Source organism: Kitasatospora sp. NPDC034533 (assembly GCF_055575155.1).
This window is the reverse complement of the sequence record NZ_JBVITE010000025.1, coordinates 72,155-85,268: the sequence shown is the minus strand read 5'-3', so window position 1 is coordinate 85,268 and position 13,114 is coordinate 72,155. Positions and strand designations below refer to the sequence as shown.

The following is a 13,114-nucleotide window of genomic DNA, read 5'->3' as shown; positions in this document are numbered from 1 at the left end:
TTGGTAACCTTACGGCATAAAGAGTTGCCGTGGCAGCGATACTTTACGCCATAAGGAGATGCCGGATGACCGTCTACGCCGGGCAGGGCGACGCCCAGCGCTCACTGGCCCTGCTCTGGGGCGCGCCCGAGGAGCCCCGTACCGGGCGCAGCGGCCCCAGGCCGGGCCTGACGGTGGAGGCGATCGTGTCCGCCGCGATCGAGGTGGCCGACGCCGAGGGCATGGCCGCCCTGTCGATGCGCGCCGTCGGCGAGCGGCTCGGCCGCACCGCGATGGCGCTCTACACCTACGTGCCCGGCAAGGCCGAACTGCTCGACCTGATGCACGACCGGGCGCTGGCCGGACTCCCCACCGGGCGGACGGCGGTGGGCGGTTGGCGTGAGGCCGTCACGGCCTGGGCCGAGGAGCTGTACGCCTGCTACCTGCGCCACCCCTGGGTGCTCCAGGTCTCACAGGCCCGCCCGGTCCTCGGCCCGGCCGAACTCGCCGCGATGGAGGCGCTGTTGGGGGCGCTGCGACCGGCCGGCCTGCCGCCGCGGCGGTTGCGCGGGGCGGTCGCAGCGCTCTGGCAGTTCGTCCGGGGGCTGGCCGCCGCCACCGCCGACGCGCGCGGCGCGGCGGCCGCGACCGGGGTCACCGACGAGGACTGGTGGTCCGCCCGGTCGGCCCGGCTGGCGGAGCTGGCACCGGACTTCGCGGAGCGCTTCCCCCTGCTCACCGCCCTGCGGGGGGCCGGCGACGGCTCCCCGGAGGACGGCCACCGGGAGGCGTTCCGCAGCGGGCTCGCCGTCCTGCTCGACGGCATCGCGACGGCGGAGCCTTCGGCGGCTTCGGCGGCTTCGGAGGTTCAGGAGGTTTCGGAGCCTTCGGAGGTTTCGGCGCCGGCGGCCTCGGAGACCGAGCCTTCGGAGACCGGGCCTTCGGCGGCCAAGGCTCCGGAGTCGGGGCCTTCGGCGGGCTAACCCCGGCGGGCGGCCGGGATCGCCAGCAGGACGCCGAGCGCCATCAGGACGGCGTACCCGGCGGTCTCGTGGCCCTCCGGCACCAGGAACCGGACGAACCCGAACAGCCGGAAGCCGGCGATCCAGCCGGACACCAGTCCGGAGGCGCCGCCGACGATCAACACGAAACCGAGGTAGCCGAGCAGGGTCTTCATGCTCCCGAGCGTAGGAAGCCGCCCCGGGCCGGACATCCGCCTTTCGGTGCGGGCGGGCGCCACCAAATCGGTGCGGGCGAGCGCCACCAAAGTCGTTCGCTCCCCGCGCGGCTCCGGACGGAGCAGCAGGTCCGGCGGCCCGGCGGCGGCCCGGGTACGTTCGCCGTGTGCTCCCCACCTACGCGGCGCAGAAGAAACCTTCCGCCACCAGGGCCGCGGCCGGCGCCGCCGCCTCCGCCCTGGTGCTCGCCGTGGCCGCTCCGGCGGCCCTCGCCCAGGACTCCGTCACCCCCGTCGGCGGGGAGCGGCTCGGCCGTTCGGCCGTCCAGGTCGCGCCGCTGGCCGGGGCGCCCGCGCTGCCGTCCGAGCTGACCGGCCGGTCCTGGCTGGTCGCCGACGCGGCCACCGGTGAGGTGCTGGCCGCCCGGAACGCCCATCTGCCGCTGCCTCCGGCCAGCACCCTCAAGATGCTGTTCGCGGACACCGTGCTGCCCAAGTTCGACCGCTCGCTGGAGCACAAGGTCACCCCGGCCGAGTTGGCCAGCCTGGGCGCCGGCAGCAGCCTGGTCGGCGTCAAGGAGGACATGCCCTACCGGGTCGAGGACCTCTGGCGGGGCGTCTTCCTCAGCTCCGGCAACGACGCCGTCCACGTCCTGTCCCACATGAACGGCGGCATCCAGCGGACCGTCAGCGAGATGCAGGAGCGCGCCCGGGCGCTCCAGGCCCGCGACACCAAGGTCGTCTCCCCCGACGGCTACGACATGGACGGCCAGGTCTCCTCCGCCTACGACCTCACCCTGTTCGCCCGGGCCGGACTGCGCAACGCCGACTTCCGCTCCTACTGCTCCACCCGCACCGCGCGCTTCCCCGGCGGGATGGACAAGACCACCGGCCGGCGCACCAGCTTCGACATCGCCAACACCGACCGGCTGCTCGGCAAGTACCCGGGCCTGATCGGCGTCAAGAACGGCTACACCACCAACGCGGGCGCCACCTTCACCGGCGCCGCCGAACGCGACGGCCGCACCCTGCTGGTGACGGTGATGCACCCGGAGGCCCAGGGCACCGTCTACGACGAGGCCGCCAGCCTGCTCGACTGGGGCTTCGCCGCCGCCGGGAAGGTCCAGCCGGTCGGCAAGCTGGTCGAGGACACCGCCGCGCCCTCCCCCACCGCCCGGGCCCAGGACGGTCCGGAGGCCGCCGACCAGCTGCCGCCGTGGTCCCGCCCGGCGGTCGGCGGCTCCGGCTCCGGCTCCGGCCTCGCCGCCGCCCTGTGGACGGCCGCCGCGCTCGGCACCGGCCTGGCCGCCTGGGCCACCGCCCGGGTCACCGCCCGGCGCCGCGCCGCCCCCGCCCTGCCGGAGCCGGCGTACCCCGGGGGCGGCGCCACCGCCGTCGGGGGCGCCACCGGGATCGGCGGGCGCGGCCACCGCCGGCTGGCCCGCCGCACCCGCGCCCTGCTGCGCACCGCCCGTGCCCGTGCGGCCCGGCCGCCGCGTTGAGCGCCCTGTCGTCGGCCGTACACTTCCGGCCATGACCACGCCCGACCCCTCCGCCGCGGACCGGCTCGCCCGGATCGTCCGGCTCTCCTCCGGGAGCTACCTGCTCGTCACCACGTACAAGAAGGACGGCACCGCCGTGCCGACCCCGGTCTGGGTGGTGCGCGACGGCGAGGCGCTCGGCGTCTGGACCGTCGCGGACTCCTGGAAGGTCAAGCGGATCCGCAACCGCGCGGACGTGCTGGTCGGCCCGTGCGACGTCAAGGGCAGGCCGACCGGCGAGCAGTACCCCGCCACCGCCGAGGTCCTCGGCCCCGAGCGCACCGCCGCGTACCGCACCCTGCTGCGTCAGAAGTACGGTCTGCTCGGCGTGCTCACCCTGCTCGGCAGCCGGCTGCGGCGCGGCGAGCGCGGCACCGTGGGCATCCGGATCACCCTGGCGGACTGACCTGCCGGCGCCTCCCCGGGTGGTCCGGCGGCCCGGGTCCGGTCAGGTAGCCTCCGGGGATGGCCTCCTCCCCCAGCCCGCTGCGGCCCACCACCCGGCTCGTCGACGGTCTCCTCCACGCCTACGCCCTGGACGCCGACGCGGTGGGCGTGCTGTCCCCCGCCGTCGTCTTCCGGCCCGCGGCCGGGGACGAGGTGACCGCCCACGCCGTCGCCGCCGACCACCGGCACGCGTACTACACGACGCCGGACGCGGTCGTCTGCCTGACGGCGGAGGGCGCCGAACTCTGGCGCTCGCGCTTCGAGCCGGAGTCAGGCCGGGCCTTCGGCCACCACCCCGCCTGCGCGCTGTCCTGGGACGGGCGGGTGGTGTGGGTGTACCGGCCCGATGAGATGGCCGGCCGGGGCCGGCCGGACCAGTGGGTCGCGCTGGACGCCGCGACCGGGGCCGTCCTCGCCCGGGCGGACCTGGACACGGCCGGCCACGGCGGGGTGCAGCTGGTGCACCCGGCGAGCGGTCAGGTGCTGCTCGGCGTGGGCGAAGGGCAGGACGGCACGACCGTCTACCTGGGCTCGCCGGCCGGGGGCCGGATGGAACTCGTCCGGTACCCCTGGGACGACCGCTGCCTGATCGACCTGTCGCCCGACGGGCAGCGCTTCCTGACCGTCGACCACGGGCAGACCGATCTCGCCCTCCACGCCTTCCCCGGGGGCGAGGTGCTGTTCACCCTGACGGTCGAGGACTTCGGGCACGACCCGGAGGACGTCGTCCTGGAGTGGAGCGGCGGCCACCTGACCCCGGACACCCTGGTCGCCACCCTCGTCGGCGAGACCGAGGACGAGGAGGAGTGGTTCCGCTGCTACCGCGTGGACGCCCGCTCCGGCCGCGTCCGGGGCGAGTTCGAGGCCCACGGCACCGGCCCGGACGACATCCGGCCGCTCGGCGACGGCTCCTGGCTCACCACCGACCCCTCCGGCCACCCCGTCCGCCGGACCGGCCCCGGGTGGCGGGCTTGACGGCCGGGGAACGGAACGAGGCCGCGCCGCTCCCCCTGCTGGTGGTGGACGGCGCGAACGTGGTCGGCTCCGTCCCGGACGGCTGGTGGCGGGACCGGCGGGGCGCCACCGAGCGGCTGCGGGACGCGCTGGTCGCCGTCGCCGTACGGGGCGTGCCGGAGCGTCCGGAGCCCTCGGAGGTGGTCCTGGTGGTGGAGGGCGCGGCCCGGGGCGTCGCCGGGGTGCCCGGGGTGCGGGTGGTCGAGGCGGCCGGTAGCGGGGACGACCGGATCGTGGAACTGGTCCGGACGGCCCGCGCCGAGGCGCCGCGGCGCCCCTGCCTGGTGGTCACCGCCGACCGCGAACTGCGGGCCCGGGTCGGCGCGTTGGGCGCCGGGGTGACCGGGCCGCGCAGCGTGCGCCGCTGACTCAACCTGCCGGGGTGAACACCAGCGAGGCGTTGTGGCCGCCGAAGCCGAAGGAGTTGGTGAGCGCGGCCGTGACGGCGCCGTGGCGCGGGCGTCCGGCCACCACGTCGAGGTCGATCGCCGGGTCGAGCCGGTCGAGGTTGGCGGTCGCCGGGATGACGCCTTCCCGGACGGCGAGCACGGTGGCGAGGGCGCTCAGCGCGCCGGCCGCGCCGAACAGGTGGCCGGTCATCGACTTGGTGGCGGTGACGGCCGGGTGCCGGCCGACGGCCGCCCGGACCGACTCGGCCTCGGTGAGGTCCCCCGAGGGGGTGGACGTCGCATGGGCTTGGACGAGCCCGATGTCGCCCGGCGCGAGGCCCGCCTCGGCCAGGGCCCGGCGCATCGCGCGGATCTGACCGTCCGGGTGGGCGGCGGTGATGTGGTGGGCGTCGGAGGTGACGCCCGCGCCGGCCAGCACCGCGTGCACCCGGGCGGAGCGCGCGGCGGCGAACTCGGCCCGTTCCAGGACCACCAGGGCGGCTCCCTCGCCGATGACGAACCCGTCCCGGTCGACGTCGAAGGGCCGGGACGCCCGCTGCGGCTCGTCGTTGCGGGTGGAGTGGGCCTTGGCCTGGGCGAACCCGGCCAGCGGGAGCGGGTGGACGCACGCCTCGGACCCCCCGGCGACGACCACGTCGGCGCGGCCCAGCCGGATCAGGTCCAGGCCCATCGCGATCGCCTCGGCCCCGGACGCGCAGGCGCTGACCGGGGTGTGGGCACCGCCGCGCGCGCCGAGTTCGATGCTCACCCAGGCCGCCGGCCCGTTCGCCATCAGCATCGGGACGGTGTGCGGGGAGACCTTGCGGACGCCCGAGGCCTCCAGCACGTCGTCCTGCCCGAGCATGGTGAGCGCACCGCCCGTCCCGGTGCCGATGACCACGGCCAGCCGCTCCGGCTCGACCTCGGGCCGCCCGGCGTCCGCCCAGGCCTCGCGGGCGGCGACCAGCGCTGTCTGCTCGCACCGGTCCAGCCGGCGGGCCTGCACCCGGTCCAGCACCTCGCGCGGGTCGACCCGCAGCCGGCCGGCGATCCGCACCGGCAGGCCGGCCGCCCACTCCTCCTCGATCGCGCTGATCCCGGACTCTCCGGCCAGCAGCCCGGCCCAGGTCGAGGCGACGTCCCCGCCGAGCGGCGTGGTGGCTCCCAAACCGGTCACCACTGCGTTCATCTGGCAGCCCTCCTTTGTTGGCAGAGCACAGCTCCCGTACCGGGACCGGCCGGAAGTCGCTCTTGGCATCTGCCACCCTGCCAGGGGAATTGACGGCCACCAGGTACGGCTCCTGACGGATTCCCCCGCGCAGGGTTTGTAGGGTTCCTCCGATGCGGTACGGCGGCCCGGGTGCTCCCCCGCTCCGTACCCGGAGAACTTCCGGCCGTACGGGAACCATCACGGCGCCCCGTCCGACTGCTGGGGCGTGAGTGCGAAGTCGCCGGGAGTCCGGCCCTTGAGTGTGCTGGCGGGGTTCGTCCTGCTGCTGGTGGTGGTGTTCGTGGTGGCCTACGCGGTGGGCCGTCAGGTGGGGCCGGTGGCGCCCGGGCTGCGGCCGAGCGGCGGCGGCGGATCGTCGCCCGGGATGGTCGGGCACGACATGGGCGGGATGCGGTGAGCGCCGTGACCGGGGCCGTGGTCGCCACGGACCTCGCGGTCGGCGGGATGACCTGCGCCGCCTGCGTGGGCCGGGTGGAGAAGCGGCTGTCCCGGATCGACGGCGTGACGGCCGGGGTGAACCTGGCCACCGGGCGGGCCCGGGTGCTGCACCCGGCCGGGGTGCCGGTCACCGAGCTGGTGTCGGCCGTCGAACGGGCGGGCTACACCGCCGAGCCGCTGCCCGCCGGGGCGCCCGTCGCCACGCTCCCCGAGGAGCCGGACGGGCGGTGGCGGCTGCTGGTCACCGCCGCCCTGGCCGTCCCGGTGCTGGTGCTGTCGATGGTGCCCTCGACGCAGTTCACCGCCTGGCAGTGGGTCTGCTTCGCGCTCGCCGTCCCGGTGGTGACCTGGGGGTCGGCGGGCTTCCACCGCCGGGCCTGGCAGGGGCTGCGGCACGCGGCGGCGACCATGGACACCCTGGTGAGCCTCGGCATCCTGGCCTCCTTCGGCTGGTCCGCGTACGCGCTGTTCCTCGGCGGGGCCGGCGATCCGGGCATGCGGATGCCGTTCTCGCTGACCGCCGACGGCGGCGGCGCGGCCGACGTGTACCTGGAGGCGGCCGTCGGCGTACCGCTGTTCGTCCTGGCCGGGCGGCTGCTGGAGGGCCGGGTGCGCCGGAGCGGCGGGTCCGCGCTGCGCGCGCTCGCGGAGCTGGGCGCCAAGCAGGTCTGCCTGCGCCTGCCGGACGGCGAGGAGCGTCTGGTGCCGGTCGAACTGCTGCTGCCCGGGCAGGAGTTCGTGGTCCGGCCGGGCGAGCGGGTGGCCACCGACGGGGTGGTGGTCGAGGGCGGTTCGGCGCTCGACCTGAGCCTGCTGACCGGGGAGAGCGTCCCGGTCGAGGTCGGCCCCGGGGCCCTGGTGGCGGGCGCCACGGTGAACGTCGGCGGCGCGCTGGTGGTCCGGGCCACGGCCGTCGGCGCGGACACCCAACTGGCCCGGATCACCGCGCTGGTGGCCGAGGCCCAGGCCGGCAAGGCGCGGGCGCAGCGGCTCGCGGACGCGGTGGCCGGGGTGTTCGTGCCCTGTGTGCTGGCCGTCGCGGCGAGCGTGCTGGGCTTCTGGCTGGGCGCGGGCGCGGCCCCGCAGGCGGCGGTGACGGCGGCCGTCGCGGTGCTGGTGGTGGCCTGTCCGTGCGCGCTCGGGCTGGCCACGCCGACGGCGCTGCTGGCGGCCACCGGGCGCGGCGCGGAGCTGGGCGTCCTGGTGCGCGGCCCGGAGGTGCTGGAGAGCCTGCGCCGGGTGGACACCGTGGTGATGGACAAGACCGGGACGCTGACCACCGGCCGGATGGAGCTGACCGCCGTCACCACGGCCGACGACGTCACCGAGGAGGAGGCGCTGCGCTGGGCGGGCGCCGTCGAGCACCGCTCCGAGCACCCGATCGGCCGGGCCGTCGCGGCCGCGGCCCGGGAGCGCTGCGGTGCGCTGCCGGCCGTGGACGGCTTCGCGGCCGCGACCGGGCTCGGGGTGTCCGGGACGGTCGAGGGCCGGGCCGTCCGGGTGGTGCGGCCGGACGGCGCCGTGCTGCCGCGCCGCCTCGCCGAGGCGGTCGAGGCCGCCGCGCAGGCGGGCCGCACGGCGGTCGCCGTCGAGCTGGACGGGCGGGCGGCGGCCGTGCTGACCGTCGGCGACCCCCTGCGCCCGGGCAGCTGGCGAGCCCTCCACCGGCTGCGCGGGCTGGGCCTGGAGACCGTGCTGCTGACCGGGGACGGCCCCGGCGCGGCGCGGGCGGTGGCCGCCGAGCTGGGCATCGAGCGGGTGCACGCCGGGGCCTCGCCCGAGGACAAGGCCGCGGTGGTGGCGCGGCTGCGCGCCGCCGGACGGACGGTCGCGGTGGTCGGCGACGGCGTCAACGACGCGGTGGCACTGGCCTCGGCCGACCTCGGGGTGGCGCTGGCCTCCGGCAGCGACGCCGCGATCGGCGCGGCCGGGCTGACCCTGGTGCGCGGTGACATCGAGGCCGTGGTGGACGCCGTCCGGCTGGCCCGGCGGACCCTGGCGACCATCCGGGTCAACCTGCTGTGGGCCTTCGGCTACAACCTGGTGCTGATCCCGCTGGCGGCGGTCGGGCTGCTCAACCCGATGCTGGCGTCGGTCGCGATGTCGCTCAGCTCGCTGCTCGTGGTGGGCAACAGCCTGCGGCTGCGCACCTGGGAGCCGGGCCGGGGCGGCTCCGCGCGACGGGGAGGGCGGCGGTGAAGGCGGTCGAACGGCTCAAGGTGGCCGGCCCGCCGGTCGGCGCGGCGGCGCTCGCCCTGGTCCTGCTCACCGGCTGGACGGCGGTCGGCGGGGCCGGGCGCGCCCGCCCGGTCGAGGCCGGACCCGGCTGGGTGCTGCTGCCGGTCGCGGGCGCCTCCCCCGCCACGGCGGCGTTCTTCACGATCCGCAACCCCGGCGACGTGCCCGACGAACTGACCGGCGCCGACTGGGAGTTCGGCGGACGGATCACCCCGAAGCGGCATCTGCACCAGGGCGCGGCGGGCCGCTGGGAGGCGGCGGCGCTGCCGGTGCCGGGCGGCGGCGAACTGCGGATGTCCCCGGAGGACGCCGATCTGATGATCGCCGACCCGCCGCCGTTGCGGGCCGGCCAGTGGGTGGAGTTCACCCTCACCTTCCGCCACAGCCCGCCGCTGCGGCTCGCCGCGCAGGTCCTGCCGGCGGCCGGGCGACCGCGCTGACCGCCCGCCGTACGGCAGGAGGCCGGACCACCCCCGGGAGGGCGGTCCGGCCTCCTGCCGTACCCGGGCGGCGCGGCTCAGGCCACCGGGCCGCGTTCGCCGAGGGTCTCCTCGACGGAGCGGCGCGGGGTGGCGGCCCCGGGCGGGCCGTAGCCGGTGCGCAGCACCAGCTGGACGTGGCCCGGCCCGGCGGCCGGGTCGCGCAGCGCCCAGCGGGTGTCCGGCCACTCGATCGCCTGGTGCCAGACGGTGAGCCGTACGCCGTGCAGGGTGGCCAGCAGCCAGACCCGCTCCAGCGCCTGGCCGGTGCGCAGCCAGTCGAGCGGACCGTCGCCGGGGGTGGAGAGGGTGCACAGCTGGGGCAGCGCCTCGAAGCGCTGGGAGGGCTGGGCGGGGCCCTGCGGCGGGTGGCCGGAGAACTCGCGCATCGGCACCCGGGCCTCGTGGTCCTGCGGGCCGAGCGCGGAGCGCGGGATGCCGTCCTCGGCGGTGCCGTCGTCGGGCCGCAGCCAGGCGCGGGTCTCGGCGGTGCGGGCCCGGTCGGCGGCGTTGCGGCTCTCCGCCTCGGCGGTCAGGGCCAGTACCCGCCGTACGCCCTCCTCCTCCAGCGCGGCCAGCGCCACGCCCTCCGCGCGGGCGGCGTCGATCAGCTCGCCGATCACGGCCTCGGGCACGTCGCGGTGGGCGAAGGGCTCGCGGCTGGTGTGCCGGGCGGCGATGGCGGGGTAGAGGTCGCGGCCGAAGGGCGTGGCCGTGGCGGCGGGACGGGAGAGGTCGAGCACGGCGAGCAGGTCGGGTTCGGCGGGCTCCGGCAGCAGCCGCACCACCGGTTCCCGGTCCAGCCGCCCGGCCGCCACCCGCAGGTTGAACACGGCCGCGCCGACCGCGATGTGCACGGCGGCGCCAACCGGGTCGGCCAGCGGTACGGCGCGCCCGGTGTCGGCGTGGACGGCGAGCCCGCGGCCGTCCGGGGTCGGCACGAACCGCCAGGGCTGGCTGTTGTGCAGCGACGGCGCCGCGCCGCCCGCGGCGGCCAGCAGGCGCAGGTCGGCTGCGCTGAGCATCGGGGTGAGAGCCGGGTCGAGCGTCATGGCGTTCCACTCCTTCAACCGCGGGGCTTCGGCTGCGGGGCCTGGGGGCGGGCGTCCCGGGGCCCGCTGCTTCCGAGCGTGCGCCCCGGGACCGGCCCACGACAGGGCCCAAAGACCCGCCCGGTGGAACCCGCCCGGTGGATCGGGGACGGGGACCGATCCACCGGGCGGGCCGACCGTCACCCGTGCGGGACGACCGCGACGGGGGCTTCGGCGTGGTGCAGGACGGCGTGCGCGACCCGGCCGAGCCGGGGGCCGATCTCGATCGGGCGCCGGCCCCGGCCGACCACGACCAGGGCGGCGCCGGCGGAGGCCTCGACCAGGGCCCGGGCGGCGCCGAGCCGCACGACCTCGACCGCCTCGACGTCCGGGTGCCGCTCGCGCGGGCCCTCCAGGGCGAGCGAGAGCAGCTTGGCCTCCAGGGCCTCCAGCTGGTCGAGCTCGGCCGCCGGGACGGCGCCGCCCGCGTAGCCGAACACCGGCGGCAGGTCCCAGCCGTGCACCGCCCGCACCCGGGCGCCGCGCAGGGCGGCCTCGCGGAAGGCGAAGTCGAGCACCTCGGCCTCGGGGGCGTGGGCGTCGACGCCCACCACCACCTCGGCCGCGCCGGCCGTCGCCTCCTCGCGCACCACGACCAGCGGCACGGTGCTGCGCCCGGCCACCGACATGCTGACGGAGCCGAGCAGCAGCCCGGTGAACCCGCCGCGCCCGCGCGAGCCGAGCACCAGCAGCTCCGCCTCGGCGGCGGCCGCCAGCAGGCCGTCCACCGGCGCGTCCAGGACGGCGTCGGTCTCCACGGTCAGGTCGGGGTGCGGGCCGCGGACCTCCTCGGCGGCCTCGGCGAGGGTGCGCCGGACGGCCTCCGGCAGGTCGTCCGCCTCGGCGAAGGAGGACACCCCGTCCGTCAGCCACGGCCAGGCGTGCACCAGGCGCAGCGAGGCGCCCCGGCGCACCGCCTCGGCGGCGGCCCAGTGGGCGGCGGCGGTGCTCTGCGGCGAGCCGTCGATCCCGACCAGAACGGTTGACGTCATGAGTCTTCCTCCAACACTGTCGACACGCTGTCGACGCTCGGCGGTTCGGTGCGGGCCGCGGTGCGCTCTGACGCCCCGTCCGCTCCGTCCCCACCCTGGCAGCCGCTCACGGCCCGGCGGCAGAGGCCGCAGGACCCTGCGCGACGGGCCGAAAGGCCCGCCCGACGGAGCCTACGGTCGACCCCGCCGTCCCCACCACCGACACGTGGGCATTACCGTGAACACGGCAATCCCGCTGGTCGGGCGGGCACCCGGGCCGAGCGGGACGGCGGGGGCGACCGTCCGCGAGGCGGTCGGGACGCGTCCGGATGCCGGACGGGCCGGTCAGGGCACGACGAGGAGGACAGCGGTGGGCGGAGCGGACGGCAGCGCGGCGGGTGGCGGCGCGCGGATGCCACGGCTGCGCCTGGACGAGCTGCTGGAGGAGCTCCAGTGGCGCATCGACGCGGCGCGCGGCACCCAGAACCGGGTGCACAGCCTGCTGGAGGCGGTGCTGGCGGTCGGGCGGGAGCTGGACCTGGCGCAGGCGCTGCACCGGATCGTGGAGGCCGCCGCCGACCTGGTGGACGCCCGGTACGGGGCGCTCGGGGTGATCGGTCCGGACGGGCACACGCTGTCGCAGTTCCTGACCGTGGGTCTGTCGGCCGAGGAGATGGCCGAGATCGGCCCGCCGCCCTCCGGCCGGGGCATCCTGGGCGAGCTGATCCGCGATCCGCGGCCACTGCGCTGCCCGGTGCTGTCCGACCACCCGGCGAGCGTCGGTTTCCCGGCGAACCATCCGCCGATGCACACCTTCCTGGGGGTGCCGGTGCGGGTGCACGGCGAGGTGTTCGGCAACCTCTACCTGACCGACAAGCGCGGCGGGCTGGACTTCGACGAGGACGACGAGGCGGTGATCGCCACCCTGGCGGTCGCGGCCGGCGTGGCGATCGACAACGCCCGGCTGTACGAGGAGGCCCAGCTGCGCCAGCGCTGGCTGCGGGCGAGCACCGAGATCACCCGCAGCCTGCTGTCGGGGGCGCCGCGGCTGGAGGTGGTGGAGCTGATCGCCCGCCGGGCCCGGGAGATATCCGGCGCCGAGCTGGCGGACGTCTCGGTGGCGGTGGCCGGGCCTGAGGAGCGGGCCGAGGAGCTGAGCGTGGAGGTCGCGCTGGGCGGCACGCCGTCCGCGCGGCTGGGGGTGACGGTGCCGGTGGACGGCACGCTGTCCGGCGCCGCGTACCTCTCCGGCTCGCCCGCCACCAGCGACGAGCTGGCCTCCGACGCCCGCTTCCCGGCCGGCCCCGCGGGCCGGTTCGACGGGCTGGGCGCGGCGGTGGCGGTGCCGCTGGGCACCGGCGCCGGGTACGGGCGGGGCGTGCTGCTGCTGGCCCGGCGGCAGGGGCAGCCGCCCTTCGGCCCGGAGGAGACCGGCCCGCTGCTGGGCTTCGCCGACCAGGCGGCGCTGGCCCTGGAGCTGGCCGAACGGCGGCGCGACGCCGAGCAGTTGAACCTGCTGGAGGACCGCGACCGGATCGCCCGGGACCTGCACGACCTGGCGATCCAGCGGCTTTTCGCGACCGGCATGACGCTCCAGAGCGCGGGCCGGTTGATCGAGAGCGAGGCCGCGGCGGACCGGGTGGCCCGGGCGGTGGCCGACCTGGACGAGACCATCAAGATCATCCGCTCGACCATCTTCGGCCTGCGCGCCCACAGCGAGCCGGACCGCGGCCTGCGCGCCCGCGCCACCCGGGCGGTCACCGACGCCCAGGGCACCCTCGGGTTCCCGCCCCGGCTGAGCATGGAGGGGCTGCTGGACACCGACGTGCCGCAGGAGCTGGCCGGGCACGTGGTCGCGGTCCTCGCCGAGGCGCTCAGCAACGCCGCCCGGCACGCCAAGGCGTCCCGGGTCGAGGTGACGCTGCGCGCCCTGGCCGGGCAGGTGGTGCTGACGGTGACGGACGACGGCGTCGGGGTGCCCGAGGGCGGGCGTCGCAGCGGGCTGCGCAACCTGGCGGAGCGCGCCGAGCGGGTCGACGGCTCCTTCGCCGTCGAGCCGGCCGAGGGCGGCGGCACCCGGCTGGTGTGGCAGGCGCCGATCGGGTCCTGAGGCCCCGCC

The 13,114-nt window shown here is 77.0% G+C and carries 12 protein-coding genes and 1 pseudogene; 9 read left to right on the top strand and 4 right to left on the bottom strand.

The window, feature by feature from the left end; all coding sequences use genetic code 11:
• Positions 1 to 65 precede the first annotated feature (65 nt).
• A pseudogene (locus ACZ55U_RS19270) lies at positions 66 to 839 on the top strand (TetR/AcrR family transcriptional regulator); the annotation flags it as partial.
• 119 nt (positions 840 to 958) lie between these two features.
• On the opposite strand, the gene ACZ55U_RS19265 reads toward ACZ55U_RS19270, so the two are convergent.
• Positions 959 to 1,156: a hypothetical protein gene (locus ACZ55U_RS19265; protein WP_465527334.1), complete on the bottom strand. Its 198-nt coding sequence runs from the start codon at positions 1,154 to 1,156 to the stop codon at positions 959 to 961.
• A 167-nt stretch (positions 1,157 to 1,323) separates the two neighbouring features.
• On the opposite strand from ACZ55U_RS19265, the gene ACZ55U_RS19260 reads away from it, so the two are divergent.
• Genes ACZ55U_RS19260 through ACZ55U_RS19245 form a run of 4 tightly spaced genes read left to right on the top strand, consistent with a single transcriptional unit; the run spans position 1,324 to position 4,526 of the window.
• Positions 1,324 to 2,658 (top strand): D-alanyl-D-alanine carboxypeptidase family protein, encoded by a 1,335-nt coding sequence (locus ACZ55U_RS19260; protein WP_465527333.1) that lies wholly within the window; start codon positions 1,324 to 1,326, stop codon positions 2,656 to 2,658.
• A gap of 31 nt (positions 2,659 to 2,689) precedes the next feature.
• Positions 2,690 to 3,103 (top strand): PPOX class F420-dependent oxidoreductase, encoded by a 414-nt coding sequence (locus tag ACZ55U_RS19255; RefSeq protein WP_465527332.1) that lies wholly within the window; start codon positions 2,690 to 2,692, stop codon positions 3,101 to 3,103.
• Positions 3,104 to 3,162: 59 nt separating this feature from the next.
• Complete coding sequence (locus tag ACZ55U_RS19250) at positions 3,163 to 4,119, top strand: hypothetical protein (RefSeq protein WP_465527331.1); 957 nt, start codon at positions 3,163 to 3,165, stop codon at positions 4,117 to 4,119.
• Complete coding sequence (locus ACZ55U_RS19245; RefSeq protein ID WP_465527330.1) at positions 4,116 to 4,526, top strand: PIN domain-containing protein; 411 nt, start codon at positions 4,116 to 4,118, stop codon at positions 4,524 to 4,526. Before ACZ55U_RS19250 ends, ACZ55U_RS19245 begins: the two co-directional genes overlap by 4 nt.
• 1 nt (position 4,527) lies before the next feature.
• Here the strand turns inward: ACZ55U_RS19245 and ACZ55U_RS19240 are convergent, their stop codons facing one another.
• Positions 4,528 to 5,736 carry a beta-ketoacyl-[acyl-carrier-protein] synthase family protein gene (locus tag ACZ55U_RS19240; protein ID WP_465527329.1) on the bottom strand — a complete coding sequence of 403 codons (1,209 nt, stop codon included), beginning with the start codon at positions 5,734 to 5,736 and terminating at the stop codon, positions 4,528 to 4,530.
• 277 nt (positions 5,737 to 6,013) lie between these two features.
• On the opposite strand from ACZ55U_RS19240, the gene ACZ55U_RS19235 reads away from it, so the two are divergent.
• The 3 genes from ACZ55U_RS19235 to ACZ55U_RS19225 are packed head-to-tail and all read left to right on the top strand — an operon-like array spanning position 6,014 to position 8,894.
• Positions 6,014 to 6,175, top strand: coding sequence for a hypothetical protein (locus ACZ55U_RS19235; protein WP_465527328.1), 162 nt, complete (start codon positions 6,014 to 6,016; stop codon positions 6,173 to 6,175).
• Positions 6,176 to 6,222: 47 nt separating this feature from the next.
• Positions 6,223 to 8,415 carry a heavy metal translocating P-type ATPase gene (locus ACZ55U_RS19230; RefSeq protein ID WP_465527349.1) on the top strand — a complete coding sequence of 731 codons (2,193 nt, stop codon included), beginning with the start codon at positions 6,223 to 6,225 and terminating at the stop codon, positions 8,413 to 8,415.
• The gene (locus tag ACZ55U_RS19225; RefSeq protein ID WP_465527327.1) at positions 8,412 to 8,894 is read left to right on the top strand and encodes a copper chaperone PCu(A)C; all 483 of its coding nucleotides are present in this window, start codon (positions 8,412 to 8,414) and stop codon (positions 8,892 to 8,894) included. The genes ACZ55U_RS19230 and ACZ55U_RS19225 overlap by 4 nt, the downstream gene beginning before the upstream one ends.
• 77 nt (positions 8,895 to 8,971) lie before the next feature.
• Here the strand turns inward: ACZ55U_RS19225 and ACZ55U_RS19220 are convergent, their stop codons facing one another.
• Together ACZ55U_RS19220 and ACZ55U_RS19215 are read right to left on the bottom strand one after the other, a co-directional pair.
• Positions 8,972 to 9,985, bottom strand: a complete 1,014-nt coding sequence (locus tag ACZ55U_RS19220) for an Acg family FMN-binding oxidoreductase (protein ID WP_465527326.1) — start codon at positions 9,983 to 9,985, stop codon at positions 8,972 to 8,974.
• A gap of 179 nt (positions 9,986 to 10,164) precedes the next feature.
• Positions 10,165 to 11,016 carry a universal stress protein gene (locus tag ACZ55U_RS19215; protein WP_465527325.1) on the bottom strand — a complete coding sequence of 284 codons (852 nt, stop codon included), beginning with the start codon at positions 11,014 to 11,016 and terminating at the stop codon, positions 10,165 to 10,167.
• 391 nt (positions 11,017 to 11,407) lie between these two features.
• On the opposite strand from ACZ55U_RS19215, the gene ACZ55U_RS19210 reads away from it, so the two are divergent.
• Positions 11,408 to 13,105, top strand: coding sequence for a sensor histidine kinase (locus ACZ55U_RS19210; RefSeq protein WP_465527348.1), 1,698 nt, complete (start codon positions 11,408 to 11,410; stop codon positions 13,103 to 13,105).
• The last annotated feature ends 9 nt before the right edge of the window (positions 13,106 to 13,114 follow it).

Coding starts and splice junctions, on each gene's coding strand:
- ACZ55U_RS19240 (WP_465527329.1), bottom strand. CDS start 5,736: ATGAACGCAGTGGTGACCGGTTTGGGAGCCACCACGCCGCTCGGCGGG.
- ACZ55U_RS19220 (WP_465527326.1), bottom strand. CDS start 9,985: ATGACGCTCGACCCGGCTCTCACCCCGATGCTCAGCGCAGCCGACCTG.
- ACZ55U_RS19250 (WP_465527331.1), top strand. CDS start 3,163: ATGGCCTCCTCCCCCAGCCCGCTGCGGCCCACCACCCGGCTCGTCGAC.
- ACZ55U_RS19230 (WP_465527349.1), top strand. CDS start 6,223: ATGACCTGCGCCGCCTGCGTGGGCCGGGTGGAGAAGCGGCTGTCCCGG.
- ACZ55U_RS19215 (WP_465527325.1), bottom strand. CDS start 11,016: ATGACGTCAACCGTTCTGGTCGGGATCGACGGCTCGCCGCAGAGCACC.
- ACZ55U_RS19210 (WP_465527348.1), top strand. CDS start 11,408: ATGCCACGGCTGCGCCTGGACGAGCTGCTGGAGGAGCTCCAGTGGCGC.
- ACZ55U_RS19265 (WP_465527334.1), bottom strand. CDS start 1,156: ATGAAGACCCTGCTCGGCTACCTCGGTTTCGTGTTGATCGTCGGCGGC.
- ACZ55U_RS19255 (WP_465527332.1), top strand. CDS start 2,690: ATGACCACGCCCGACCCCTCCGCCGCGGACCGGCTCGCCCGGATCGTC.